The organism is Tumebacillus sp. BK434 (assembly GCF_004340785.1).
Classification (GTDB): Bacteria; Bacillota; Bacilli; order Tumebacillales; family Tumebacillaceae; genus Tumebacillus_A.
In genome coordinates this window covers 12222-37234 of sequence record NZ_SLXS01000001.1, presented here as the reverse complement: position 1 = coordinate 37234, position 25013 = coordinate 12222, and the positions used below count along the sequence as shown (strand labels likewise).

Sequence of the window (25013 nt, the reverse complement as noted above, 5' to 3'; positions counted from 1 at the left end):
TCGTTTAGCGCTCCATCGAGGACATCGCTTGGATCTCTTCGTTGCTGAGCACCTTGTCGAGGTTCAGCATGATCAGCAGACGGTCTTCCAGTTTCGCAACACCGCGCAGGTAGGATGCTTTGATCCCGCCAACGACTGCCGGCGGCTGTTCGATCGAGTTGACCGGGATGTCGATAACATCGTTCGCCGCATCGACGATCAGGCCGACTTCCATGTCTTCCACCGCCACGATGATGATGCGGGTGGAGTCGGTGTAAGACTCTTCACCAAGCGAAAAGCGAGTTTTCAAGTCGATGACCGGGGTGACCACACCGCGCAGGTTGATCACGCCTTTGACGAAGTCCGGCGTGCGCGGGACGCGGGTGATGTTCTGCATCTTTTCGATCGAGCGGACTTGTGCGACTTCCACGCCGTACTCTTCGTCCACCAGACTAAACACGATTACCTTGATTTCTTCGACGATATCTTTGCGCTCCAACATGACTTGTCCCCTCCTTATTGAATCAAAGCGTTGCAATCCATGATCAGCGCGACCTGGCCATCGCCGAGGATGGTTGCGCCGGAAATTGCGAACACCGTGCCGCTCAGGTACTTGCCGAGCGACTTGAGCACCACTTCCTGCTGGCCGATGAAGAAGTCGACAGACAGCGCCGCCATCTTGTCGCCTTTGCGGACGATGACCACGTTGACTTCATCCGTTTCCTCTGCGTTTTGGCGCGGTACGGAGAACGTCTTTTCGAGGTCGAGCAGCGGAACCACTTTGCCACGGAAGTCGATGACATCTTGGCGATGCACGCGTTTGATGTCGGTCTTTTTGATGATCGCCGTCTCGATGATCGAGGAAAGCGGAATGGCGTATTTCTCGTCTGCGATCTGCACCAGCATCGCTTGGATGATGGACAGGGTCAGCGGAAGTTGAATGGAGAACTTGGTGCCTTGTCCAGGTGTCGACTGCACGACCACGCGGCCGCCCAGCGATTCGATCTTCGTCTTGACCACGTCGAGGCCGACGCCGCGGCCGGAGATGTCGGAGATCTTCTCCGCTGTGGAGAACCCGGAATGGAACAGCAGATCGAACACTTGGATGTCCGGCATCGTCTCTGCTGACTGCGGGTCGACAAGCCCTTTGTCGATCGCTTTCTTCAGGACGCCTTCGCGGTTGATGCCGTTGCCGTCATCGGTGATTTCGATGAACACGTGGTTGCCCGACTGGAACGCGACCAATTCGACGCGGCCCGTTTCACTTTTGCCTTGTTCGCGGCGCTTCGCCGGAACTTCCAGGCCGTGGTCGATCGAGTTGCGCAAGAGGTGTACCAGCGGATCGCCGATCTCGTCGATGACGGTGCGGTCGAGTTCCGTCTCCTGGCCGCGGATGACAAAGTCGACCTTCTTGCCCAGTTCGCGCGCCAGATCGCGGATCATGCGCGGGAAGCGGTTGAAGACCGTATCGACCGGCACCATGCGGATCGTCATGACCAGGTTCTGCAGATCGGTCGAGATGCGGCTCATATGTTCGACCGTCTCAATCAGGTCGGTGTTTCCGATATCTTTAGAAATCTGTTCGAGGCGCGTGCGGTCGATAACCAGTTCGGAGAACAGGTTGATCAGCACGTCGAGGCGGTCGATGTCGACGCGAACCGACTTGCCGATCTGTGATTTCTTGTGGTCTTGCATCGCCGGTGTTTTCAGATCGGCAGCAGGAGCTGCTTCTGCCTTGACAGGCGGCGCGGACGCTGCAGTTGCCGCCACTTCCGCTTTGGACGCTTGGACCGGCTCAGGCTGCAGTTCGACTTGAATCGGCGTGACTTTGACGTCGGCCACTTCGGAGATGTTCATCCCGATCGTGCGCACCGTCTCCAGATCCTTTTTCGTGACGAGCACGATCATGAAGTCCTTCTCGAACTTTTCTTCTTCGAGATCCTCCACGCTCGGATCGGACTTGATGATTTCGCCGGTGCGCTCGTAGGCGTCAAACACCATGTAAGCGCGCGCGGCACGCATGATGCACTTCTCGTTCAAGGTGACGATGATCTTGAAAGCGCTGAACCCGCTTTCCTGCGACTGGCGCAGGATCGTCGATTCATATTCATTGAACTCGATTCCGTCTTCCGTCACTTCCACAACGCCCGCTGCCGCTGCGCTGGCCGGAGCGGACGGCTTGCCGGTGACCAGCTCTTTCAGCTTCTGCACGGTCTGCTCGATGTCGGACGCGCTGTCGTTGCCCGCTTCGATGATCTGATTCAGCTGCCCTTCCAGAATATCCACACAGGAGAACAGCACGTCCATCACGTCACCGTTGACCGCGAGGATGCCGTTGCGCATCAGATCGAGTCCGTTTTCCATCTCATGGGTCAAATGCGTCATCTTCTCAAAGCCCATCGTCGCCGCCATGCCTTTTAGGGTATGAGCGGAGCGAAACACAACGTTGACGATATCGAGCGACTGAGGTGATTGCTCCAAAGCAAGCAGGTTCTCGTTGATGGCCTGCAGATGCTCTTTTGATTCTTCAATGAACATATCAAGATATTGATTCATGTCCATTTCAAAACACCTCCTAGCGTTTCCACGATTTTCTAAGCTCGTCCGCAATGCGATCCAGGGGAACTATCGTATCGACACAACCTTTGGCGATCGCGGAACGCGGCATTCCAAATACTACGCATGACTCCTGCGCTTCAGCGATCGTGCGACCGCCGTTTTGTTTGATCTTGACCATGCTGTTCGAACCGTCTCCGCCCATCCCGGTCAGGATGGCGGCGGTGATGCGCACGTCGCGCAGATCGGCGACCGAATCAAACAGGATGTCGACTGCCGGGCGGTGTCCGCCGACCGGCGGTGTTTGAGAAAGCTCCGTTCGATAGCTATGAGGGCGATGCTCCACGATTCTCATATGAAAGTCCCCTGGTGCGATGTAGACATGCCCTTCTTCTAACACCTGACCGTGCTCCGCTTCATGCACCCGCACCTGACACAAATGGTCGAGGCGTGTGGCGAGCGACTTGGTAAATCCGGGCGGCATGTGCTGCACGATGACGACGGCAGCAGGCAGTTCGGCGGGCAGGTGCGACAAGACGACCTGCAAAGCGCGCGGTCCGCCCGTCGAAGTGCCGATGGCGATGATCTCCTCCACCCGCTTCCCCGCCCGCATCGGCTTGGGAGGTGTCGGGATCGGTTTGGCCAGCGGCTTAAAATAGGTGGTGCTGCGCACGACTTGGTCTTTTTTTGCGGCCGCTTTTACTTTGGCGACCAGCTCTTCGCCAACGATGCGCAGATCGAGCGAGATCGCTCCGGAGGGTTTGCCGACAAAATCGAATGCGCCAAGCTCCAACGCCTTGATCGTCGCCTCCGCGCCGTCCTGCGTCAGGGAGGACAGCATGATCGTCGGCAGCTTGTACCGGCGCCAAATCATCGGGAGCGCTTCGAGGCCGTTAAGGACAGGCATCTCGATGTCGAGAGTAAGAACGTCCGGTTTTAAATGAGGTATGAGTTCAAGCGCTTCCAGGCCGTTCTTCGCTGCTCCAACCACCATGATTTCGGGGTCCGATTTCAAAATGTCGCTGATGATGCGACGCATAAGAGCTGAATCGTCACAAACGAGAACTTTGATCGGGCTCATCCTGTCAAACATCCCTCAATTCTGGGTCCTATTGAAACAGCCGAACCATTCGATGCAAAAACTGTTTCATTCCTTTAGTCGATAAATCTCTGGCAACTTCGCCTTTGAGCTGCGCGGACACGACGTTGCCAATGCACATCGAGGCCAGTCCGTTCGGATACGCGAGCAGAAACGGCACTTGCCGTCTGACCGATTTGGTGACGTTCGGGTCGTCGAGCAGCACGCACAGCGTGGGGATCTCCACGGCGAGGAACCGCTCTGCGACCAGCCGAATCTTCTCGGCCGTCTCCTTCCCTTCCGGCACAGACTGTGCCCGGTTGATCACCAGTTGGATGCGGGTGCCCCGTTCCCGGTTGACCACCATCTTGATCAGCGCATATGCGTCGGTGATGGCTGTCGGTTCCGGTGTCAGCACCACATATACATCGTCAGACGCCAGGATCAGCTGCAGCGTCTGCGCGTTCAGTCCGGCCCCGGTGTCGATCAGCACATAATCGGCGAATCCTTGCAGCTCTCCGAGCTGTTCCAAGAGGTACTCATATTGTTCAGGCTTAATATCGAGCAGATCTTGAAAGCCAGAACCGCCCGCAATGAATTTGATATCGCATGGGCCTGTTTCGAGGATGTCCTTGAGCGTGGCTTCCTTGCGAATCAAATCGGCCAGGGTCTTTTTCGGTGTGACCCCCATCAAGACGTCGATGTTGCCAAAACCCACGTCCGCATCGAGAATGACGACCCGTTTGCCTTGCTGGGCCAGCCCCAGCGCGTAGTTCAGCGTGAAGTTCGATTTGCCCACGCCGCCTTTACCGCTGGTGATGGTGATGACGCGCGTGTTTGGGGCTTGCGTTTCTTCCTGACGAGACTGTGCGACCATCGAACGCAAACGCTCCGCCTGGTCATTCATAGGACTGGTCCCCTGTCAGCATTTTGGCAAGCCGTTCGGTCGACACCGTTTCGATGTCTTCCGGCACGTTCTGCCCGGTCGTCAGATACGACAGCGGCTTCTGGAAGCGGGTGACGAGGTTGTAGACCGCGCCGTACGTTTTGGTTTCGTCCGACTTGGTAAACAAAAACTTGTCGGCGCGCACCTGCGTGAAATTGCCCGCGATTTCTTCCAGATCGGAAGCTTTGGTGGTCAGCGAAAGCACGAGGTAAGTCTCGTCCGGCTGGATCTCCTCAAGGTAGGTGTTTAACTGCCGTACATTGAGCAGATTGTGATAGTTGCGCCCCGCCGTGTCGATCAGAATCAGATCGTAGTCGGCGTATGCGCCCATCGCCCGCTTGATGTCTTCCGGTGCGTAACACACTTCAAGCGGAATTCCCAAAATGTTCGCATAGGTGCGAAGTTGTTCGACGGCGGCGATCCGATAGGTATCGGTGGTGATCAGGCCGACCTTCTTGCCGCGCGAGAGCACCTGCTCCGCCGCGAGTTTGGCGATGGTTGTCGTCTTACCGACTCCGGTCGGTCCAATAAACGCAACTACTCTTGATTTTAAAGCAATTTGAGATGGAGGACTATAGCGATCTAAATCCTCCCTTATAAAGTTTGTCAAAATGCCCCGAAATTCCTGCTCGTTTATGTCATGAACCCCATCAATATTTCGAATTCCCCGTTCAATTAACTGATCGACCGCTTCTTCAGAAATATCGCCTTTCAAGAGCTGCTTGCGGACGTTGACGACCGCAGCCGGCATTAACTGGTTGTACGACGAGTTAAGGAGGCTGCGGAACATCGTGCGCAGTTCCTGGACTTCTTTGAGGACTTGTTCGCCCTCTTGAGGAGCAGGTGCGGCTGTCGGGGAAGGGGCCGGTTCACGAACCGGCGCTGGTGCGACAGGAGGAGGAGCAGGAGTTGGTGCGGATGCCGGAGCAGGAGTCGCGGCCGGCGCATGCAGCGGTGCCGGGGGCGCAGGCTCAGCAGCCTGCTGCCCCATCTGGCGTTGGTAGGCGTTCGCAGCGGATGGTCGGGCCTGGTACGTCTGCGGCGTGAGCTCGGCAGGCGGCTCCTGTTCATTGGCTGCGGCGATCACTTCGATGTGCGTTTTCGGAAACAGACCGAGAAAACCGCGCTTTTGAACTTTTTTCGTCGAAAGAATCACCGCATCGATCCCGAGGTCTTCGCGAATCATCGCCACCGCTTCCGGCATCTCTTTGACCACGTAGCGTTTGACTAACATTACAGATTCACCACCCCTCCGCTTTGCACTTCAACCGTTGCGTCCAATTCATTAAACGACAGCACTGCCACGTCGGGCAGCACGCGCTCGATCAGCTTGCGCACATGCATGCGAATGTTCGGCGACGTGATCAGGATCGGAGAATGCCCCATCGCGACCAGTCCCTGCACCTGCTCGGCCAGCTTCTGGTACACCTGCTGGGAAACGCGCGGGTCGAGTGCCAAGTAAGCGCCGTGTTCAGAATTTTGAATGTTGTCGACGACCATCTTTTCCACCGTCGGCGCCAGCGTGATCACTTTGACCGGTCCATGCGGGGTGCGGTACTGGTTCGTGATCTGACGAGCCAGCGCCGTGCGCACATATTCGGTGAGGATGTCCGGTTCTTTGGTGTATTGGCAGTAATCGGCCAGCGATTCGACGATCGTGACGAGATCGCGAATCGAGATCTTTTCGCGCAGCAGGTTGACGAGCACCTTCTGTACTTCGCCGATCGACAGCTGTGACGGCACGACCTCTTCGACCAGCGCCGGGTAGTTCTCGCGCAGCGAGTCGATGAGCTGCTTGGTCTCTTGACGGCCGAGCAGTTCACTCGCGTGCGTCCGGATCACTTCGGTCAGGTGCGTCGCCACCACCGACGGTGGATCGACCACCGTATAACCGGCAAATTCAGCACTTTCTCGCATGTTCTCGGCGATCCAAAGCGCCGGCAAGCCAAACGCCGGTTCTTTGGTCGGGATGCCGACGACCGATTCGTCGTCCACACCTGGACTCATCGCGAGGTAATGGTCGAGCAGCAGCTCGCCGCGCGCCACTTCGTTGCCTTTGATCTTGATCACATATTCGTTCGGGCGAAGCTGGATGTTGTCGCGGATGCGAATCACCGGCACGATCAGACCCATCTCGATCGCGCATTGGCGTCGGATCATGATCACGCGGTCCAGCAGGTCGCCGCCCTGGTTGACGTCGGCGAGCGGAATCAGCGCATAGCCGAATTCGAACTCGATCGGGTCGACATGGATCAGGGACAGCACGCTTTCCGGCGAACGAACTTCGTCTTGCTTGACCTCTTCTTCGCGCTCCATATCGCGCAGCTCTTCGATCTGCATCGTGCGCTGCATCCGGATGCCGCCAAAGACGAGGAGGCCTGCGATCGGCCAGGTGCTGAGCACGCCGATCGGCGTAAGCAGCCCGAGCATCGCGATCACGCCGCCGACGATGTACAGCATGCGCGGGTAGGCAAGCAATTGGCGCAGCAAATCGTCGCTGAGGTTGCCGTCAGAAGCGGCGCGGGTGACGACAAGACCGGTCGCCGTGGAGATCAGCAAGGCCGGAATCTGGGAGACCAGACCGTCACCGACCGAAAGAATCGTATACGTCTGCATCGCTTCGGCGGCCGATTCGCCGCGCATCGCAACGCCGATGATGAAACCGGCCACGATGTTGATCACGACGATGATGATGCCTGCGATCGCGTCCCCTTTGACGAACTTGGACGCACCGTCCATCGCCCCGTAGAAATCTGCTTCGCGCTCGATCTTCTGGCGCTTGTCTTTCGCTTCCTTCTCCGTGATCAGGCCTGCATTCAAGTCGGCGTCGATGGAGATCTGTTTGCCCGGCATCGCATCGAGTGTAAAGCGCGCCGCGACTTCCGCCACGCGCTCAGAACCCTTGGTGATGACGATAAACTGAATGATGACGAGAATCAAAAACACGATGATCCCGACGACAGCGTTGCCGCCGATTACGAACGTGCCAAACGTGTGAATAACGTTACCCGCTTCGCCTTGTGAGAGAATGGCGCGGGTGGAGGAGACGTTCAATGAGAGTCGAAACATCGTGGTCAAAAGCAGTAAGGCCGGAAAAATCGCAAACTGCAACGGTTCTTTGGTGTTCATGGCGACGAGCAAAATCGTCAGCGCGATGCTTAAGTTGATGATGATCAGAAAATCGAGTAAAGCGGGAGGCAGAGGAATGACCATCATGATGACGATTCCGATGACTGCTCCGATTACGGCGATGTCTTTTAACTTCAACTCGGTCACTCCTTTCCTTACACTTTACCTTTCAGGCGGTAGACGTAGGCGAGCACTTCCGCCACGGCTTGGAACAGTTCGCCCGGAACTGATTCCCCAATTTCCACCGTTTTGTAAAGCGTTTGCGCGAGCGGCCTGTTCTCCACCATCACGACATTGGCTTCTTTGGCCACTTTCTTAATACGCTGCGCCGTCTCGTCGATCCCTTTGGCGACGACCTGCGGCGCTTCCATCTTGTCGGCGTCGTACTTGATCGCGATCGCGTAGTGCGTCGGGTTGGTGATGACGACATCCGCCTGCGGCACATCGGCCATCATGCGGCGCATCGCCATCTGGCGCTGACGCTCTTTGATCTTCCCTTTGATCTCCGGGCTCCCCTCCGTCTGCTTGTACTCCTCTTTGACTTCCTGCTTTGACATGCGCAGATTTTTCTCAAAATCAAAGCGCTGATAAAACAGGTCAAAGATGGCGATGACGAGGATGGCGACCCCGACTTTCCAGAAGATAGCAAAGGCCAGGCTACCGACCACCGACAGGATATCGAGCACTTCCATCGAGCCGAGCTGCGATACGCGCTTCCAGTCGCTCATCAGCTCCAGATAGACGATGACGGAGACGACCGTCATCTTCAAGAGCGATTTGATCAGTTCGACGAATGTGCGCATCGAAAACATGCGTTTAAACCCTTGAATCGGATCGATCTTTTTGATGTCGGGCATCAGCGGCTTCATTGTAAACAGGGAGCCGACTTGAAAATAGGCGACGAACCCCCCGATGATCATCACCGCGCCGCCGATCGGCAAGACCAGCAACGCGACGGTCAGCGTCAGATCCAAAAACAGCGGCGCGATCGACTGATCGGACACCTGATAGGACAGACCGTCAGTCAGCCGGATGCGAAACTGTTCGACCAGTTGAGTCAGGAACGTGCCGGACATCAGCTTCAGGCAAAACAGGCCGATCAACAGCACAATCGCCTGCCCGAATTCCTGACTGCGGGCGACTTGCCCTTTCTGTCTGGCGTCCTGCCGTTTCTTAGGTGTGGCTTTTTCCGTCTTTTCACCGGCGAACAACTGGAGGTCTAAACGAATCATCTCTTAGCTGCCCCCCATGACCCGCAAAAGCGTATCCAGTTGACCATACATGGTCTGGAACAGCCCCCGCAGCAGATAGATGAACGCCGGCATGACCACCGCGATCATCACCAGGCCGACCAGCACCTTGACCGGCATCCCGATGACAAACACGTTCATCTGCGGGACAGCGCGGGAGAGGATGGCCAAGCCTACATCGGTGAGGAACAGGGAGGCACAGATCGGAATGGCGATCTTGAAGCCGAGCAAAAACATGACGGAGAAGGTCTGCATCACGACGGAAAGCAGGTCGCCGGAGAAAGCGAACGAGCCGAGCGGCAGAAAGTTATAGCTTTGCAACAGCGCCGCAAGCAGTCCGTGATGTCCGTCCAACCCCAAAAACAGCAGCATGGCAAGCGCATACTTGAACTGGCCGGTAAGCGGGGCCGAGTGGCCCGTCAGCGGGTCAAACACGTTCGCCATCACAAACCCGATCTGCATGTCGATAAACATCCCGCCCACCTGAATCGCCGCAAAGATAAACGCTGCGACCATCCCCAATGCGACTCCGACCATCAGTTCCTTCAAGATGATCAGAATCAGCTCGGCAAAACCGGCTCCGGCATACATTTGCCCGGCCTCCGTGCCTGTCAGTGCCGGAGTCATCAACAGTGCGATCATAAACGCAAGCCCGATTTTGACTTGAACCGGAATGTTTCTGGCGCCAAAAAACGGGGTGAGGAAGAAAAAACTCGAAATTCGGACTAAGACAAGGGTGAACACTTCTACATAGTTAACAACAAGACCTAACATGTAGATGCCACCCCTTCTATCCGATAACCGAGTTTAAGTTTCCGAAAATATTTCTCGTGAAGTCCAAAATCAGCGACAGCATCCACGGTCCAAAGACGACCATTGCAACAAACGTGGCAATCAGCTTCGGGATAAACTGCAGCGACTGCTCCTGAATCTGAGTGGTCGCCTGAAAAATCGAAACCACCAAACCGACCAGAAGCCCGATGCCAAGCAACGGAGCGCAAATCATGAGCAGCGTCCAGATCGCGTTTTGTCCAAGTGAGATGATATAGTCCGCGCTCAATCTTCCATCTTCCTTTCCGTTTACTGGTAGCCGACCAATAGCGACTTCACGACAAGATACCAACCATCAACCAAGACAAACAGCAGGATCTTAAACGGCATGGAGATCATGACCGGCGGCAGCATCATCATCCCCATCGACATCAGGACGCTCGCGACGACCATGTCGATGATCAAAAACGGGACGAAGATCATGAAGCCGATCGTAAATGCCGTTTTTAATTCGGAGATCGTATACGCCGGCACCAGTGTGGAGATCGGGATCTCCTCCACGGTGGCAGGCATCGGCTGATCGCGGAAATCCAAAAACAACTTCAGATCCTGCTCCCGGGTCTGCTTGGCCATGAAATGCTTCAGCGGTGTTGCAGCCTGCTCCAATGCTTCCGTTTGCGACATCGTACCGTTCAAATAAGGTTGCAAAGCGTCATCATTGATTTGCTGTAAGGTTGGATACATAACGAATAAGGTCATAAATAACGCAAGCCCGATCAAGACTTGAGTCGGCGGCATCTGCTGCAGCGCCAAAGCGTTGCGGACAAATGACAGCACGATGACGATGCGGGTAAAGCACGTCATCAAAATCAGGATCGACGGCGCCAATGACAGGACCGTCAGCATCATGATGATCTGAATGCTTGTGGAGACAGACTCCGGATCGTCAGCCGTCGAGACCCCGATATCAATCCCCGGAATCACGATGCTCTGCTGCGCATGCGCGGGCTCCGTCCCCAAAGCAAAGGAAAGCAAGGCGACGATCACCAGCAGGAAGACTTGGAGTTTTTTCATCACTTGTCATCCTCCGGTTGCACAGCCGAAGTGCGCTGTTCTTTGAGCGAGTTCAGCTTCTTGCGCAGTGCGGCGTCAAAGGTCAAGTCTGCAACCTGCAACTCCTCCGCCTGCGGCGCTTGCTTTTTGCGCAAACGGCCGATCAGGTCGGCGAGTCCCGGCGCTGCCTTCATCATCCCGTCCGCCTGCAGCGTGATTTCTTTCAGCTGTTCAATCTGCTCTGCATCTTCAATCGTATCAAGCAGTGTGACGTTTTCCCCCACACCGATCACATACACTTTATCCTGCAGGGCAATCACATGCACGGAGCGGTTGGACGCAAGCGTATGCGCTCCGAGCGGTTGAATGACATTGCCGCGTGTGAGGCTGGTTCGCGTGGAGAGAAAGCGAATCAGCAGGTAGATGATGGCAATGATGATCCCAAGCGCGAAAAACAGCTGCAGGATCGACCAGAACATCGACCCGCCATCGACGCCCGCCCCTTGAAATTTTGTGGCCGGGGCATCGTTTTTCAACATGTCTTCCACATTGTTCTCAACCGCCAACACGCGAGGGGGGGACGTCAACCAGAGGGCTCCCGCAGCAACTGACCAGGCAACAAGTCTACGTAGTTTCGGTCGCATGACCCCACCCTTTCTCAATTGTTGACGCAAGGGAAAATTAGCTCAGCGTTTTCTTGATCGCTTCGACAACGCGATCAGCCTGGAACGGTTTGACGATAAAGTCCTTTGCGCCTGCTTGGATCGCGTCGATAACCATCGCCTGCTGACCCATTGCGGAGCACATGATGATCTTCGCATTCGGATCGAAACCGCGGATCTCTTTCAGGGCGTGAATGCCGTCCATCTCCGGCATCGTGATGTCCATCGTCACCAGATCCGGGCGCAGCTCTTTGTATTTCTCGACCGCTTGTACCCCGTCTTGCGCTTCCCCTACCACGGTATATCCGTTTTTGGTGAGGATCTCTTTGATCATCATTCGCATAAATGCTGCATCGTCTACGATCAGGATTTTATGAGACATCTTTTGGTTTCCCCCTAATTACTGTAATTTGCGAACTCGCTCAGACGGACTGATAATGTCAGTTACCCGTACACCAAAGTTTTCGTCAATGACTACAACTTCTCCTTTTGCCACCAGCTTATTATTTACCATGATGTCGACCGGATCGCCCGCCAGTTTGTCGAGCTGCACGATCGAGCCCGGCACGAGCTCCAGAATGTCTTTGATCAGCTTCTTGGTGCGTCCCAGTTCCACGGTAATCGTCAGCGGCACGTCGAGCAGCAGATCGAGATTGCTCTGCTGCCCGCCCATGCCTGCGCCTTCGTCAAACGATGCGAATTGCACCGGCTGGACGTTAACGCTTGGCATCGGGCGGTGCGGCGCTTGCGCGGCGGCAGTTTCGGCATGCCCGTACCCATGCGGCGGATATCCGTATGGCGGATATTGCGGCGGGTACTGCGGCGGATACGGTGCCGGCGGGTGCTCCGCGTACATCGGCTGCGGCGGGTAGGCATGTGCCGGCTGCTCATACACCGGCTGCTGCGGCTGGTAACCCGGGTGCATCGGCGCTGCTGCGGCCGGCTGTTCCGGAATCGGCGCTGCCGCTTGCGGGACCGGCTGCGGAGCCGGAGCAGGGGCAAGAGCTTCAGCCAGGACCGGTTCCGGGGCCGCCGGAGCAGGCTCTTCCCCGATGCCGCCGGTCAGTTTGTTGATCATGTCTTTAGCAAACGAGACCGGCACCAACTGCATGATGTGCGAGTCGATCAGATCGCCGACGATCAGGCGGAAGGAGATCTTGATCAGCACTTCATCATTCGGGAACAGGCTGACCGACTGCTTTTTGTCAAAATCCATCACATCGACATCCGGCGGGGTGATGTTGACCATCATGTCAAAGATCGTCGACATCGAGGTGGAAGCGGAGCCCATCATCTGGTTCATCGCTTCAGCCACCGCCGACAGGTGCAGTTCGTTGAGCTCAGCCGGTGCCGACTTGCCGTCGCCGCCCATCATCAGGTCGGCGATCACCTGCGCGTCCTCCACGCGGATCGCCAGCACGTTTGCGCCGACAAATCCGTCGGTGTAGCTGACTTTGATCGCAACGTGCGGCAGGGGGAAGTCGTGGTTGAGCTGGTCACGCGCGACGACAGACACTTTCGGTGTCGTGATGTCCACTTTCTGGCGCAAGAGGGTGGAAAGCGCGGTTGCCGCGGTGCCAAACGAGATGTTCCCGACTTCACCCAATGCATCCATCTCAAAGTCCGACAAATAATCGGAAACTTTCAAATCACTCGAGCCCGTGCTGTCTCCATCACTCTGTCTGAGAAGGGCATCGATTTCCTGCTGCGACAAAACCTCTCTATTCATCTGCGCCCACTCCTTCATCATCCTCTATTGCTTGCGAAATCTGCACGGCCACTTTGCCGCGTGCAGTGCCCGGCTGCCCGTAAAATTTCACACGGTTACCAATCCGAAGCTGAATCTTGGCGTTGACATCCTGATGCAAGGCAATGACGTCACCGACACCAAGCGAGAGAAATTCGCCTACGGAGATTGAAGAATGTCCAAGTTCTGCCGCCAGCGGCACTTGTGTTTGACCGAGGCTCTGACGGATGGCCTCCCAATCTTCGCTGTAATCTTTGGAACTCTTCATGCTGCCCATCCAATAATGAGCGGAAAGGTTCGGAATGATCGGCTCCAACACGACGTGCGGCATACAGATGTTGATCATCCCGGTCGTTTCCCCGATCTTCGTCGACAGGGAGACGACAGCAACCGTTTCGTTGGGCGAAACGAGCTGCAGGAACTGGGGGTTGACCTCCAGATGATCCACCGCCGCATCAAGGTCGGCGACCGCCTTCCACGCTTCCTGGAAGTTGTCCAGCGCCCGGCCGAACACGCGCTCCATGATCGTCATTTCAATCTCGGTCAGATCGCGCAGTTCATCCGTTCCTTGACCCGGACCGCCCAGCAGGCGGTCGAGCATCGCATAGGCGATGTTCGGGTTGACTTCCATGACGAATTTCCCTTCCAGAGGCGCGCAGTTAAACACGTTCAATATCGTCATTTTGGAGATGGATCGGATAAATTCCTCATAAGGCAATTGATCGACAGACACGACCGATATGTGCACAAACGTGCGCAGTTGAGCAGAAAAATAGGTCGTGAGCAGCCGCGCAAAGTTTTCAAAAATCCGCGTGATGCTTCGAATGTGGTCTTTGGAAAACCGCATGGCACGCTTAAAGTCGTATACTTTGATCTTGCGGTCGGTGTCTTCTTTACGAATCTCTTCCGCTGTCAACTCGCCCGACGAAAGCGCGGATAACAGCGCATCAATCTCACTTTGCGACAAGACCTCAGCCATCTGTCATCACCTCCTTTTTCTATCGGGTGGACTTACTGCACAACAATGTCGGAGATGTAGATGTCAGTCACTTTTCCCTCGAGCATCACTTTGTTCATCTCAGTAACCAGACGGACTTTCAACTCCTGATAGCCTTCCGGTTTTTCAATGTCTGCTTGAGTGGTCGTATGCAGCACGGAGTTGATGATGTCTTTGATCTGTGCTTTGCGCTTATCCAGTTCGTTCATCGTATCCACGCTGTCCCCTTGAATGGAGAACGTCGCCTGAATCAGCGCATTGCCAGCCAGGTTGGTCGTCATCTTGCCGATATCAAACTGGCTCTTTAATAATTCCGCAGCAGTTGGTACTTTTTCCTCCTCATTCCCGGCAGTCGGCACGAAGACAGTTTTGTAAGCGACGATTCCGACAATGCCAAGCAGGGCCACTGCGATGATCAGTATGAGTACGATATTGAGCATCTTATTACGAAACATCGGTTCCCTCCGCTTTGAGTTGCCGGGCTTGTACAGCGACAAGCCCGACGTTTCGGTAGAATGTTTGGATCTTATCAAGCACATCCGGGACCGTTTCGGCCACGACGAACTTTTTCCCGGTGATCAGTGAGATAACCGTATCCGGCGTGGCTTCCACCGCTTCGATCAAGGTTGCGTTGAGATAGACGGTGGAACGGTTGAACCTGGTAACTTGGATCATACGATCACCTCACTTCTGCTATTATCCGCGCTTGAGGTTGACGACTTCCTGCAGAATTTCGTCAGCCGTCGTGATCGTGCGAGAGTTGGCTTGGAAACCGCGCTGCGCGACGATCATCTCGGCGAATTCATTGGTCAGGTCGACGTTCGACATTTCCAGCGAGCCGACCATCAGCACGCCCGTGCCTGCCGCCGCATCGCCGGGCGCTGCCAGCGTCGGAGCGCCGGAGTTCGGAGATTCCTTGAACAGCGAGCCGCCTACTTTTTCCAGACCGGACGGGTTGGCAAACTTGGTCAGCCCGATCGGTTCATAGGTGGTGATCGCGCCCGCGCCGTCGACGGTGGTCAGGATACCTTTGGAGTCAAAGGAGAACGACTTGATCTCCCCGATGTTGGCGACTTCGATCGGCGTGCCGCCCGAATCGACCACTTTCCAGCCATCGCCGTTGACGAGGAAGCCCGCGCTGTCAAAGTAGAAGTTGCCGGAGCGGGTGTAGAACGTCTCATCGTTGTCGTTGACGACCGTGAAGAACCCGTCGCCTTGAATTGCAAAGTCGAGCGGACGATTGGTCATCTGCGGCGCACCGTTGTTCATGATCGTGTCGATCGCGGACAAAGCTGAACCGAGGCCGATCTGCTGCGGGTTGGTGCCGCCAAACGGAGCGGCCGGAGCGCCTGCGCCTTGCAGGGTCTGGCTCATGATGTCTTTGAACATCACGCGGCCCGCTTTGAAGCCCACCGTGTTTACGTTGGCGATGTTGTTGCCGATTACGTCAAGCTTGGTCTGAAAACCTCTCATCCCGGAAATGCCGGAGTACATAGAACGAAGCATCGAAGTTTCCCTCCTTGGTTTGTGAGCCGCGTCTGTCGGTCGGCGGCTGTCGGGCATCCACTCGGTGGTCCGGCCCGTTTAAGCAAAAACTGCGCTGTCGATCTGTGTAAAGACGTGATCGGTCATATGTGCCGAATCGACGGCGGTGATCACCGTGCGGTTCTTCACCGAGATCACGTAGGCGGTGTCTTTGTAGACTACCAGCGATTCACGCCCGCCTTTGGCAGCGACTTTGTCGATCGCATTTCCCAAGCGTTTGAGATCATCTTGTGTGAGCGAGATGTTGCGCACGCGCAATCGCTCAAGCGCATGTCCGGAAAAGGTGACCTCCTGCTGCTGCTTGGCTAGGACTTTGTTCAGCTCCTCCTGAAAGGAACTGCCCCCATGTAACTTCGGTCTTGTGATTCCCGTGCCGATCTCCCGCTTCGGAGCGATCGGTTGCGACAACGGCCGCAAAAGCCAGTCTTGGCTCACGTTCCCCACCCCCTGCTCGAAGGTTATTCAGCTTGGATTGTCACGATGGCGCCGAGATCGACGAGATCTTTGCCCACCTGCACTTTGACTGTGCCGCTAACCGTGTTGACCCCTGTCACTTTGCCGGTTACGGTTTCCCCTAAGTCATTTGCATACGAGACGGTGTTGCCGAGCAGCTGCGCTCCGAGCGTCATCGCGTTCATTTGGACCACGAGCAAATTGGAAGCGGCGACTTTGTTCATCTGCTCAAGCGAAGAGAACTGCGCCATCTGGGCGATAAACTCTCGGTCTTGCATAGGCTGCGTCGGATCTTGGTTCGCCAGCTGTGTGACGAGGATTTTCAGGAATGCATCGCGGTCGAGTTCACGCTTGATCGTTGGTTCCGGGCGTGATTCGTAGCGGTGCGAGTTGTCGATTTGAACGGTGTTGGCCATCTTGTTTCCCACTCCTTCTACGCGGTGACGTCGATGCTGTCCGGATTGCTCAGCGGATCAAGCAGCTCTGCCTCCCCGTCGCTTAGGGTAAAGGTGTCGGCGTTGATGACACGCCCTTGTCCGCCATGCTGTTGTTCACGCGCTCCTTGGCCCGATCCGCGGTGTTCCGGGAGCCCGGAGCCCAGATCGGTGTTGCTGTTCGAAGCGGTCTGCACCTCGATGCGGTCATACTGGATGCCTTGTGCCTGCAGCTGCAGTTTCAGACCAGCCAGCGCCGAATCGAGCATGCCTTTCGATGCAAGGGAATCGGCGATCAATTGTACAGATATCTGTTTGTTCACCGACTGGATGCGGACTTCCACTTCGCCCAGACCCTGCGGTTCAAGGATGATGCGGAATTCATGACGGCCCGGCGCTTCGATCAGCGTCGCGCGTTTGACCACATTCGCGGATAACTCCGTGCGTAATTGATCGGCGCGAACGGTGACGACCGGCTCCAGTTTCAACTGGCGCTCCGGCAGTTGCAGGTGCGTCTGGTTGACCGTCACTGCAGCGGGCGGCTGTGCATCTGCCTGCTTCGGCTGTGCGTCTGGTGCGGCAGTTGTCGCAGCACCCGCTTCGACACCTGCGCCTGCTTCCGCATTCGCTTGAGCCAGCACAGCGTTGCCTGAGGTTGCTTCAGTCGTTTGTGCTTGCGCATTCGCCGCGATGGCCGCTTCCTGCATGGTCAAGGCGGCTTGCAAGGTGTGCATCGAAATCGTCGCTTGCAGTTTGCCAAGCAGGCTGCTGCCTTTGGCCGGCACTGCGAGGTCTGTCTTCTCCTCACCGCTTGCCGCAGTCTGCGTTTCCTGCACCGTTTCAATCTGCACGGCCTGCATCAGGCTTTGAAAAAGTGTGGCCGTCTGCGTTTCCTGCACCAGAAGCTGCGGTGCTGCGGTCAGGGTCTGCACCATTTGGGTCAGCGCAGTTGCCACTTGCGGCATGAGCTGCGGGTTCGCTTTTAATGTGTCGAGCGGATTTCCTTGCGGCTCTGCAGACAGGACAGTCAAAAGTTCCGGAGCTGCACCGAAATCCTGTAGAACACGAGCCAGTTCGGAGTTATTCATCGGCAAGTCTTTCAGCAACAGCGAAACGGTGCCTTGCTCCGTTTGCAGCGTCAAGGCAATACCTTGATCGACGCCTTCTGCGGTGAGTTCCGGCTGGTTGATGCCTGCCAGCAACAGCGGGGACAAGCCGCCTGCCAATGCCGCCAGTGCGGCCATCAGACCGTCCTGGTCAGCAGCGCTTTCTTCAGCTCCTGCCGCTTGCTGCGACAATCCGGCCGCTTGCAACAGCTGGCCAAACGCGCCTTGCCCGTCGGTCTTGCCGGTTGGCGCCGGCGTTTTCGCCGCGCTCACAGTCGTTTGCGTCATTGTGGTGTTTCCAATCAGCAGTTCCATTTCTGTCACCTCCTTTCACCGTTAGCTGCTCATCATCTTCGCCGCGATCGCCGGCTCCATCTTTTCGAGGATCGCCGCTTGCGCTTTCGGGTCCATCTTGGCGAGCAACTGCTTCGCTTCGGTGACAGACATTTGCGTCAGCACCAGCGCCGCTTTGGCCGGAGCCATCGCCGCATACGTCTCCGCTTTCGCTTTCAGCGGATCGTTTTTGCCGGTTTTCGCCTCCAGCTCCGTGATCTGCTCTTTGAGGCGTTTGATCTCGTTGTCCTTCTTCTTCAAATCGGAATCAGCCTGCTGTTTTTCACCTTCAAGCGCTGTCACTTGGTCCTGCAGCTCCTGAATCTTCTTTTGCTTGGCTGCATCGGCTGCCGCTTTCGTATCGACCGCAGCTCCCTCTTCTTCCGGAAAGAAGGAGGAGACCACCGGGAGCTCACGCGTGGCGCCTGCGATCTTGCCGGTCACGTCAAACCCTAGAAATTGAAGGATGATCCCGGACAAAAGAGCGGTAAACAGAAGCGGGAGGATGATGATGTAAAACAGCCACTCCATTTTGCTGTAGCGATGTTCCGCTTCCATGCTTCCCTCTTCACCTCCCTGCGCGGCTTCTCAAGACTGCAGCCGCTTCATCCAGCGCTTCCTGCGCCTGTCGATCCAATTGGACCTGCACTTCCACCCGGCGCTTTTCCTGCAGTTTTGACCACATCTGTTCGTCAAGAAAACGGCCCTTCAGCCGGTCCTGCTTGTCTTCACAATCAACTTTCTGCTCGGCGATCGCCTGCGCCTGCTGCAGCATCTGGAGCTGCTGAGCGCTCAGATACAACGTCCACGCATGCAAATGCTGCGAGGAGATGCGCTCCGAGGTCGCTTGATGCATTTCCACCTTCGCCGCATCATGCTGCTCGGCCAGCGTGTACAACTTGTCATACTCCGCATCGAGCTTGCGTTTCGACTCGGCATATTCCCAAGTCGCCTGCTGCGTGATGCGGTTCTTCAATGTGGTGATCTTCTGCAGAGAAGTCAAGGAGATCGTCATACCTCAAGGCCTCCGAACTGTTCAAAAAGTGCGGCTTTGGCGCTGTCCAAATCGCTGTGTTCTTGGACATCCTGCGCCGTGAAGCTCGCGATGGCCGGCTGATGCAAAATCGCTTTGTCGATCTGCATGTTGTTGCCGCGCTGATACGCGCCGATGTTGATCAGGTCTTCCGAATCCTTGTAGATCGAGCTGAGCTTCTTGACCGTCGCAGCCGCCCGCCTATGGTCAGGCTCCACGAGGTCGTTCATCACGCGCGAGACGCTCGCCAGCACGTCGATCGCCGGGAAATGCCCCCGGTTGGCGATCTGGCGGGATAGGACGATGTGCCCATCCAGAATCCCGCGCGCCGCATCGGCGATCGGCTCATTCATGTCATCCCCGTCGACGAGCACGGTGTAAAACGCGGTGATCGTGCCCCGCTCCCCGGTGCCGGCCCGCTCCAAAAGACGCGGCAGCATCGCAAAAACGGAAGGCGTGTACCCTCGCGTGGTCGGCGGTTCGCCGACAGCGAGGCCCACTTCGCGCTGCGCCATGGCGAACCGGGTAACCGAATCCATCATCAGGACGACATCCTGCCCCTGGTCGCGGAAGTATTCTGCGATCGCCGTCGCCACCATGGCACCTTTGATCCGCACGAGCGGCGGCTGGTCGGAGGTGGCAACGATCACGACCGAACGGGCCAGCCCTTCCGGCCCGAGGTCTTTCTCGATAAACTCCCGCACTTCGCGGCCCCGCTCCCCGATCAGCGCAATCACATTGATGTCGGCCGCAGTGTTGCGGGCCATCATGCCAAGCAACGTGCTTTTGCCGACGCCGGAACCTGCGAACAGCCCGACGCGCTGACCGCGTCCCACGGTCAGCAGACCGTCGATGCAGCGGACGCCGACCGACAGCGGCCGGTCGATCCGCTGGCGTTTGAGCGGATTGGGCGGTTGGCGGTTGACGCTGTACAGCTGCAGGCTGTCGAGCGGTCCCTTGCCGTCGATCGGCTGACCCAGCCCGTCGAGAATGCGCCCGAGCAGATGCGGTCCGACCGGGATCTGCAGCGAGTTCCCCGTCGCGACGACATCATGGCCGGGGCCGATGGCGCCGAGATCGGAAAACGGCATCAATAGCACGTGATTCTCCCGAAACCCGACCACTTCGGCCAGCATCTGCGGCGCGCCTGGCGCTTCGATCTGGCAGACATCGCCGATCGACGCCGCCGGTCCCTTCGATTCGATAGTCAGGCCGATCACTTTGGTTACTTTGCCGTTGACTTTGATCGTACGGGTGCGGTTCAGCCGGTTGAGATACGTTTCAAGTTTCGCGTGCCCGTTCATGGTTCGAGGCCTGCAGCGACTTCCTGCAGCGCCTTTCTCACCTCTTCCAATTGGGTGTCGATCCGCGCATCGATGTTGCCAAACGCGGTGCAGACCACACAGCCGCCAGCTTCCACGCTGTGATCTTTGATGATGAGCAGCTCCGTCTGACCCGGTACCGCCTTGCGCAAAAGCTCACGGCTTTGCTGCACCGCCTCATGGTCATCCGGGTGGACGCGCACTTCGACTTTGCCGCCGTCATGCATTTCCTCCAGCGCCGTGCGCACGACGTCTACCACAAACGAGCGGTCGGCGCTGCTTTCGCGGGTGATGATCTTTTTGGCGATCCCAAGCGCGAGATCGACGATCATCGGCTCCGCTTCCGCCAGATAGCGGCGACGTTCATCCAGCGCCGAGCGGTATTGCTCTTCAGCCGCTTCGATCATGCCGGCACAGTCTGCTTCTGCCTGACGAACACCTTGCGCCAGACCGTCCTGATAGCCCTGCGCTTTTGCTGCATCCACTTCTGCCAAGAGCATGGCCTGCACGTTTTGCCGTTCCTGCGCAAGCAGGTCTGCCGCTTGCGCCTCTGCTTGGGCGAGGATCTCTGCGGCGGCCAGACGCGCCTCGTTCAAAATGGCTTCCGCGGTCAGTTCGGCCGCCGATTGGACCGCTTCCAGCTCCGCCTGCTCCAAAGAGAGCGAGTGCGGACGATGCATCGGCTGAACCGGCATTTGGTACGCTTGCGAATTGAGCGATGTCTGCTGTGCTTTCAGCAATCTAGACAATGATATCGTCTCCTCCGCCGCGGGCGATCACGATCTCGCCGCTCTCTTCGAGGCGGCGGATGATGCCTACGATGCGTTGTTGTGCTTCTTCGACGTCGCGCAGACGCACAGGTCCCATGAATTCCATATCTTGTCTGAACGTTTCCACCATTCGCTTCGACATGTTGCGGAAGATGACTTCCTGCACTTCTTCGCTGGAGACTTTGAGCGCCAGCGCCAGGTCGTTCGTATCCACATCGCGGATGACGCGCTGGATCGAACGGTTGTCGATGGAAACGATATCTTCGAAGACAAACATGCGTTTCTTGATCTCTTCGGCCAGTTCCGGATCCTGCAGTTCCAACGACTCGAGGATCGTCTTTTCGGTCGAGCGGTCGACGCCATTGAGGACTTGCACGATCGCATCGATCCCGCCGCCGGTGGAGAAGTCGTGCAAGGTCATCTGCGAGAGCTTGTTCTCCAGCACCCGCTCGACTTGGTTGATCACTTCCGGAGACGTGCGATCCATGATCGCGATGCGCCGCGCGATGTCCGCCTGGCGCTCTTGCGGCAAGGCGGACAGAATCATCGCCGCCTGCTGCGCATCGAGATAGGCGAGAACGAGCGCAATCGTTTGCGGATGCTCATTCTGAATAAAGTTTAAGATCTGGTTCGGGTCCGCTTTGCGGGCAAAGTCGAACGGACGAACTTGCAAAGAAGCGGTCAGTCGATTGATGATGTCGATCGCCTTTTGCGAACCGAGCGCCTTTTCCAAAACGTCTTTGGCATACTCGATCCCGCCTTGGGAGATATACTCTTGCGCTTGGGCAATCGAGTGGAACTCATCGAGCACATCTTCTTTTTGTTCGTATTCAATCTTGCGAACGTTCGCGATCTCCAGAGTCAACTGTTCAATCTCGTCTTCACGCAGATGCTTGAACACTTTTGATGCGATTTCTGGTCCAAGAGAGACAAGCAGAACGGCCGCCTTTTGACGCCCGGTAAGTTTTTGTTGCATGCGCGCCACAAGCAGTCACTCCTACTCTTCTACCAACCAGGTACGCAACAGGTTGACAAATTCTTCCGGTTTTTGATTTGCCAGCTTTTCGAGCTGCTTTTTCATCTTTTGCGATTCGGATTCTTCCATCGCCACCGCGATCTCTTTCGTCACCGGCGCTTCGAGCACCGGAACGTCGGTCTGCTTGCGGCGGCGGGTCAGCGCATACGCGCCTCCGCCGAGGAGAACGAGCGCCGCTGCCATCGCGCCGAGGAACCACGGCTGCTGATAGAACGCTTCCGTTTCGAAAGGGTTGGCCGGCGCAACAAACGATTTGCCGGTGACGGTGATTACGTCGTTCGCCGTTCCGTCGTTTTTGCGGCCGATCGCCGTGGAGACAAAGTTGGTGATGTCCTCACGTTCCTGCGGGGTCATCGATTCTTTGTTCAGCAGCACGGAAACCGTATATTGCTGGACGCGGTATTCGGACGTTGCGCCATTTTCCACGTACGTGTTCCACTCGAAGTTGGTGGTGTCGTCCTTCTTGGACGAAGACTGCGTGCCTTGGCCGCCGTTGACCAGCTGCTGCTGATTGTTGTTGTTCTGCTGCTGGCCGGCAGCGCCGCCCCCGGTCGTGCCTTGGGTTTCCTCGCTGCTCTCACGCTGCGAAATCACACCCCCGGTCGTGGCCCCTTCGATCGGCGGGGTCAGCTTCTTATCGGTCCATGAGCGCTTGTTGAAATCAACATCTGCATGAACCACAACGGCTGCGTTGTTGAGACCGACAATCCGCTCCAATGCATTACGAATCTTTTTAGTAGCTTCCTGTTCGACTTGGATCTGGATTTGCTGCTGCTTGGTCAGTTGGCTGCTGGAACCATTCGCCGCCAATGCTTCACCGGCATCATCGACCAGACGCGTGCCGTTTTGGTCCACGATGGTGACGTTTTGCGGAACAAGCCCTTTGACCGAGTGTGACACGAGCTGCTGAATGCCGGTGACCTGCTCATTCGTCAGCTGCATGCCCGGCGCCAGAGCCAGCAAGACCGAAGCTTTGGCATTTTGCTGCTCTTGCGCAACGAATAACTTCTCTTCCGCCTGCACAACACTGACCTTCGCATCCTGCACTCCCTTGATCGTTCGGATCGCGTTGGCAATGTTGCCTTCGATCGCCTGCTGGTAGCGGACATCGAACTCCTTTGCCGTCATGCCCAGATCGGTCTTGTCAAAGACGGAATAGCCGAGCGTACCGGTTTGCGGGAGACCTTCCATCGCAAGCTTCATCGTCGCTTCATGCTGGTATTGTTCCGGCACGGAGATCGAATCGCTTCCCACTTGGTTCGGGATCTTCAATTCATCGAGCTTTTGTGACAGCTCACCCAAACTCGCAGGCGTTTGATTCGCGAATACCACTACATAATTCGGGCGAAAAGCGAACCAAGAGAGCAAGGATACGGTGAGTATAAAGAAGACGCCAACAAGGATCAGGTTCCGGCGTTGTCTTTTCTCGAGCTGCTTCCAATACCCCAAGAGTTTTTCGAATAATTGCTTAAACTGCTGGTTCACGATTTCACCTCGTCGTCACTTCTTACTCCCCACACATGCCTACTGCTAGATCACGCAAGCCTCTACCCCTAGACCTGCATGCGCATGACTTCTTGGTACGCTTCCATCGCTCTGTTTCGCACCTGCACCATCAACTGGAAAGAGATCGTTGCTTTTTCCGCTGCGATCATCACCGTATGCAAATCTGGTGCTTGTCCGCTGGCCAGCGCCTCGGTCAGCACATCCGCTTGCTTTTGCTGCGTGTTGACGCTTTCAATCGCCTGTGTCAGCACGTCGGAGAAGGACGGGCCTTCCGCCTTTTTGGTATCCGGCGCCTGCAGGGCTTTAACCCCTTCAAGGGCGGCCGGCTGCATCAGTTTGTTGACTCCCTGAATCATCTATCCCGCTCCTCCTTCCTATTTGCCGATTTCCAGCGCTTTCATCGCCTGTGCTTTGGCGGCGTTGACCGCCGTTACGCTCGCTTCGTAACTGCGGGTCGCGGAGATCATGTCGACCATCTCCCGCGCGATGTCGACATTGGGCATCCGCACGTAGCCGTACATCGGATCGCCCGGCGTCTTGACCGCATCCGGGTGGTTCGGGTCGTAGACCAGTTTGAACGGCGTCTCATCTCTGACAATTCCGGTCACACGAACGCCTTGTCCGGCCGACTGACCCAGTTCTTGGTTCAGCACGTTTTGGAACGATTGCGTGCGCTCGCCAAACGTGACGATCTGCCGGCGGTACGGCTGGCCGTCCACGCCGCGCGTCGTGTTGGCATTGGCGATATTGCCGGCGATAACGTCGAGGCGCATACGCTGTGCCGTCAGCCCCGAAGCACTGATGTTAATGCTGTCGAATACTCCCATCCTTATCGCTTCCCTTCACTGATCGCATACTTGAGCGTGGCGAACTTGCCGTTGATTCGCTGCGATAACGCATTGTAGAGAATCTGGTTCTCTGCGAGATTGGTCATCTCGACATCGATGTCCACGTTGTTTCCGTCCTGGCGCATCGAAGTCGTGCGGTCGGTCACGATCTCCGGCTCGACTTCCGCTACGGAAGAAGTGCCAATTTGGATGTGCCGCGCATCGGTGCGGCGTCCGCTCAGCGCATTACCTTGCAACACTTGCTGCAGAGTCTGTTCAAAAGACACATCGCTGCGTTTGTAATTCGGCGTGTCGATATTTGCGAGGTTGTTTGAAATCACTTTCTGCCGCAAGCTCGCAGCATCCAGCGAACGCTCCAGCAAGGTGATAGCGCGGTTGTTGTTAATTAACGACATACAATCACCCTTACGATTTGATAGTAAGATAATATTTCTGCGAGATGTGCGAAATTCCTTCATG

The 25013-nt window shown here is 56.5% G+C and carries 29 protein-coding genes; all 29 read right to left on the bottom strand.

What is annotated here, in order from left to right; genetic code table 11:
* Positions 1–4 precede the first annotated feature (4 nt).
* Positions 5–481: a chemotaxis protein CheW gene (locus EV586_RS00205; protein ID WP_132943080.1), complete on the bottom strand. Its 477-nt coding sequence runs from the start codon at positions 479–481 to the stop codon at positions 5–7.
* 14 nt (positions 482–495) lie between these two features.
* A complete protein-coding gene (locus EV586_RS00200) occupies positions 496–2541 on the bottom strand; it encodes a chemotaxis protein CheA (protein ID WP_132943079.1) in 2046 nt (681 codons plus the stop codon).
* Positions 2542–2554: 13 nt separating this feature from the next.
* Positions 2555–3616, bottom strand: coding sequence for a protein-glutamate methylesterase/protein-glutamine glutaminase (locus tag EV586_RS00195; RefSeq protein WP_132943078.1), 1062 nt, complete (start codon positions 3614–3616; stop codon positions 2555–2557).
* Between the two features lie 28 nt (positions 3617–3644).
* A complete protein-coding gene (locus EV586_RS00190; protein WP_132943077.1) occupies positions 3645–4520 on the bottom strand; it encodes a MinD/ParA family protein in 876 nt (291 codons plus the stop codon).
* A complete protein-coding gene (flhF, locus tag EV586_RS00185) occupies positions 4513–5793 on the bottom strand; it encodes a flagellar biosynthesis GTPase FlhF (protein ID WP_132943076.1) in 1281 nt (426 codons plus the stop codon). Before flhF ends, EV586_RS00190 begins: the two co-directional genes overlap by 8 nt.
* Positions 5793–7826, bottom strand: a complete 2034-nt coding sequence (flhA, locus tag EV586_RS00180; RefSeq protein ID WP_132943075.1) for a flagellar biosynthesis protein FlhA — start codon at positions 7824–7826, stop codon at positions 5793–5795. The genes flhF and flhA overlap by 1 nt, the downstream gene beginning before the upstream one ends.
* Positions 7827–7843: 17 nt before the next feature.
* The gene (flhB, locus tag EV586_RS00175; protein WP_132943074.1) at positions 7844–8920 is read right to left on the bottom strand and encodes a flagellar biosynthesis protein FlhB; all 1077 of its coding nucleotides are present in this window, start codon (positions 8918–8920) and stop codon (positions 7844–7846) included.
* A gap of 3 nt (positions 8921–8923) precedes the next feature.
* A complete protein-coding gene (gene fliR, locus EV586_RS00170; RefSeq protein ID WP_132943073.1) occupies positions 8924–9712 on the bottom strand; it encodes a flagellar biosynthetic protein FliR in 789 nt (262 codons plus the stop codon).
* A gap of 16 nt (positions 9713–9728) precedes the next feature.
* Positions 9729–9998 carry a flagellar biosynthesis protein FliQ gene (gene fliQ / locus EV586_RS00165; protein WP_132943072.1) on the bottom strand — a complete coding sequence of 90 codons (270 nt, stop codon included), beginning with the start codon at positions 9996–9998 and terminating at the stop codon, positions 9729–9731.
* Positions 9999–10018: 20 nt separating this feature from the next.
* A complete protein-coding gene (gene fliP, locus EV586_RS00160; RefSeq protein ID WP_132943071.1) occupies positions 10019–10783 on the bottom strand; it encodes a flagellar type III secretion system pore protein FliP in 765 nt (254 codons plus the stop codon).
* Entirely contained in the window at positions 10783–11349 is a 567-nt protein-coding gene (locus EV586_RS00155) for a flagellar biosynthetic protein FliO (protein WP_165898126.1), read from the bottom strand. The genes fliP and EV586_RS00155 overlap by 1 nt, the downstream gene beginning before the upstream one ends.
* A 94-nt stretch (positions 11350–11443) precedes the next feature.
* Positions 11444–11806: a response regulator gene (locus tag EV586_RS00150; RefSeq protein ID WP_087457825.1), complete on the bottom strand. Its 363-nt coding sequence runs from the start codon at positions 11804–11806 to the stop codon at positions 11444–11446.
* Positions 11807–11824: 18 nt separating this feature from the next.
* Positions 11825–13153: a flagellar motor switch phosphatase FliY gene (gene fliY, locus EV586_RS00145; protein WP_132943069.1), complete on the bottom strand. Its 1329-nt coding sequence runs from the start codon at positions 13151–13153 to the stop codon at positions 11825–11827.
* Positions 13146–14150, bottom strand: coding sequence for a flagellar motor switch protein FliM (gene fliM, locus EV586_RS00140; RefSeq protein WP_132943068.1), 1005 nt, complete (start codon positions 14148–14150; stop codon positions 13146–13148). The genes fliY and fliM overlap by 8 nt, the downstream gene beginning before the upstream one ends.
* 32 nt (positions 14151–14182) lie before the next feature.
* Positions 14183–14623, bottom strand: a complete 441-nt coding sequence (locus tag EV586_RS00135) for a flagellar basal body-associated FliL family protein (protein WP_165898125.1) — start codon at positions 14621–14623, stop codon at positions 14183–14185.
* Positions 14613–14843, bottom strand: a complete 231-nt coding sequence (locus EV586_RS00130; RefSeq protein WP_132943066.1) for a flagellar FlbD family protein — start codon at positions 14841–14843, stop codon at positions 14613–14615. Before EV586_RS00130 ends, EV586_RS00135 begins: the two co-directional genes overlap by 11 nt.
* Positions 14844–14864: 21 nt before the next feature.
* Positions 14865–15674 (bottom strand): flagellar basal body rod protein FlgG, encoded by an 810-nt coding sequence (flgG, locus tag EV586_RS00125; RefSeq protein WP_132943065.1) that lies wholly within the window; start codon positions 15672–15674, stop codon positions 14865–14867.
* 78 nt (positions 15675–15752) lie between these two features.
* Complete coding sequence (locus EV586_RS00120; protein ID WP_207893838.1) at positions 15753–16148, bottom strand: TIGR02530 family flagellar biosynthesis protein; 396 nt, start codon at positions 16146–16148, stop codon at positions 15753–15755.
* A 23-nt stretch (positions 16149–16171) separates the two neighbouring features.
* Entirely contained in the window at positions 16172–16582 is a 411-nt protein-coding gene (locus tag EV586_RS00115; protein WP_132943064.1) for a flagellar hook capping FlgD N-terminal domain-containing protein, read from the bottom strand.
* 17 nt (positions 16583–16599) lie between these two features.
* On the bottom strand, positions 16600–18021 hold the full coding sequence (locus EV586_RS00110) for a flagellar hook-length control protein FliK (RefSeq protein ID WP_132943063.1): 1422 nt from the start codon (positions 18019–18021) through the stop codon (positions 16600–16602).
* A gap of 21 nt (positions 18022–18042) precedes the next feature.
* Entirely contained in the window at positions 18043–18597 is a 555-nt protein-coding gene (locus tag EV586_RS00105) for a MotE family protein (RefSeq protein WP_132943062.1), read from the bottom strand.
* A 10-nt stretch (positions 18598–18607) separates the two neighbouring features.
* The gene (locus EV586_RS00100) at positions 18608–19054 is read right to left on the bottom strand and encodes a flagellar export protein FliJ (protein WP_132943061.1); all 447 of its coding nucleotides are present in this window, start codon (positions 19052–19054) and stop codon (positions 18608–18610) included.
* Positions 19051–20376 carry a flagellar protein export ATPase FliI gene (gene fliI, locus EV586_RS00095; RefSeq protein ID WP_132943060.1) on the bottom strand — a complete coding sequence of 442 codons (1326 nt, stop codon included), beginning with the start codon at positions 20374–20376 and terminating at the stop codon, positions 19051–19053. Before fliI ends, EV586_RS00100 begins: the two co-directional genes overlap by 4 nt.
* Positions 20373–21143 carry a FliH/SctL family protein gene (locus tag EV586_RS00090; protein ID WP_132943059.1) on the bottom strand — a complete coding sequence of 257 codons (771 nt, stop codon included), beginning with the start codon at positions 21141–21143 and terminating at the stop codon, positions 20373–20375. Before EV586_RS00090 ends, fliI begins: the two co-directional genes overlap by 4 nt.
* Positions 21136–22140, bottom strand: coding sequence for a flagellar motor switch protein FliG (fliG, locus tag EV586_RS00085; protein WP_481937747.1), 1005 nt, complete (start codon positions 22138–22140; stop codon positions 21136–21138). The genes EV586_RS00090 and fliG overlap by 8 nt, the downstream gene beginning before the upstream one ends.
* 21 nt (positions 22141–22161) lie before the next feature.
* Positions 22162–23685, bottom strand: a complete 1524-nt coding sequence (gene fliF / locus EV586_RS00080) for a flagellar basal-body MS-ring/collar protein FliF (RefSeq protein ID WP_165898124.1) — start codon at positions 23683–23685, stop codon at positions 22162–22164.
* A 68-nt stretch (positions 23686–23753) separates the two neighbouring features.
* Positions 23754–24062, bottom strand: a complete 309-nt coding sequence (fliE, locus tag EV586_RS00075) for a flagellar hook-basal body complex protein FliE (protein ID WP_132943056.1) — start codon at positions 24060–24062, stop codon at positions 23754–23756.
* 18 nt (positions 24063–24080) lie between these two features.
* The gene (gene flgC, locus EV586_RS00070; RefSeq protein WP_132943055.1) at positions 24081–24533 is read right to left on the bottom strand and encodes a flagellar basal body rod protein FlgC; all 453 of its coding nucleotides are present in this window, start codon (positions 24531–24533) and stop codon (positions 24081–24083) included.
* Between the two features lie 2 nt (positions 24534–24535).
* Complete coding sequence (gene flgB, locus EV586_RS00065) at positions 24536–24949, bottom strand: flagellar basal body rod protein FlgB (RefSeq protein ID WP_132943054.1); 414 nt, start codon at positions 24947–24949, stop codon at positions 24536–24538.
* Positions 24950–25013: the final 64 nt, after the last annotated feature.

Coding starts and splice junctions, on each gene's coding strand:
- flgC (WP_132943055.1), bottom strand. CDS start 24,533: ATGGGAGTATTCGACAGCATTAACATCAGTGCTTCGGGGCTGACGGCA.
- fliM (WP_132943068.1), bottom strand. CDS start 14,150: ATGGCTGAGGTCTTGTCGCAAAGTGAGATTGATGCGCTGTTATCCGCG.
- EV586_RS00100 (WP_132943061.1), bottom strand. CDS start 19,054: ATGACGATCTCCTTGACTTCTCTGCAGAAGATCACCACATTGAAGAAC.
- fliE (WP_132943056.1), bottom strand. CDS start 24,062: ATGATTCAGGGAGTCAACAAACTGATGCAGCCGGCCGCCCTTGAAGGG.
- EV586_RS00130 (WP_132943066.1), bottom strand. CDS start 14,843: ATGATCCAAGTTACCAGGTTCAACCGTTCCACCGTCTATCTCAACGCA.
- fliI (WP_132943060.1), bottom strand. CDS start 20,376: ATGAACGGGCACGCGAAACTTGAAACGTATCTCAACCGGCTGAACCGC.
- EV586_RS00105 (WP_132943062.1), bottom strand. CDS start 18,597: ATGGAAGCGGAACATCGCTACAGCAAAATGGAGTGGCTGTTTTACATC.
- EV586_RS00195 (WP_132943078.1), bottom strand. CDS start 3,616: ATGAGCCCGATCAAAGTTCTCGTTTGTGACGATTCAGCTCTTATGCGT.
- flhB (WP_132943074.1), bottom strand. CDS start 8,920: ATGATTCGTTTAGACCTCCAGTTGTTCGCCGGTGAAAAGACGGAAAAA.
- flgB (WP_132943054.1), bottom strand. CDS start 24,949: ATGTCGTTAATTAACAACAACCGCGCTATCACCTTGCTGGAGCGTTCG.
- fliG (WP_481937747.1), bottom strand. CDS start 22,140: ATGCAACAAAAACTTACCGGGCGTCAAAAGGCGGCCGTTCTGCTTGTC.
- EV586_RS00205 (WP_132943080.1), bottom strand. CDS start 481: ATGTTGGAGCGCAAAGATATCGTCGAAGAAATCAAGGTAATCGTGTTT.
- EV586_RS00200 (WP_132943079.1), bottom strand. CDS start 2,541: ATGGACATGAATCAATATCTTGATATGTTCATTGAAGAATCAAAAGAG.
- fliP (WP_132943071.1), bottom strand. CDS start 10,783: ATGAAAAAACTCCAAGTCTTCCTGCTGGTGATCGTCGCCTTGCTTTCC.
- EV586_RS00110 (WP_132943063.1), bottom strand. CDS start 18,021: ATGGAACTGCTGATTGGAAACACCACAATGACGCAAACGACTGTGAGC.
- fliR (WP_132943073.1), bottom strand. CDS start 9,712: ATGTTAGGTCTTGTTGTTAACTATGTAGAAGTGTTCACCCTTGTCTTA.
- EV586_RS00115 (WP_132943064.1), bottom strand. CDS start 16,582: ATGGCCAACACCGTTCAAATCGACAACTCGCACCGCTACGAATCACGC.
- EV586_RS00190 (WP_132943077.1), bottom strand. CDS start 4,520: ATGAATGACCAGGCGGAGCGTTTGCGTTCGATGGTCGCACAGTCTCGT.
- EV586_RS00135 (WP_165898125.1), bottom strand. CDS start 14,623: ATGTTTCGTAATAAGATGCTCAATATCGTACTCATACTGATCATCGCA.
- EV586_RS00150 (WP_087457825.1), bottom strand. CDS start 11,806: ATGTCTCATAAAATCCTGATCGTAGACGATGCAGCATTTATGCGAATG.
- flgG (WP_132943065.1), bottom strand. CDS start 15,674: ATGCTTCGTTCTATGTACTCCGGCATTTCCGGGATGAGAGGTTTTCAG.
- fliY (WP_132943069.1), bottom strand. CDS start 13,153: ATGAATAGAGAGGTTTTGTCGCAGCAGGAAATCGATGCCCTTCTCAGA.
- flhF (WP_132943076.1), bottom strand. CDS start 5,793: ATGTTAGTCAAACGCTACGTGGTCAAAGAGATGCCGGAAGCGGTGGCG.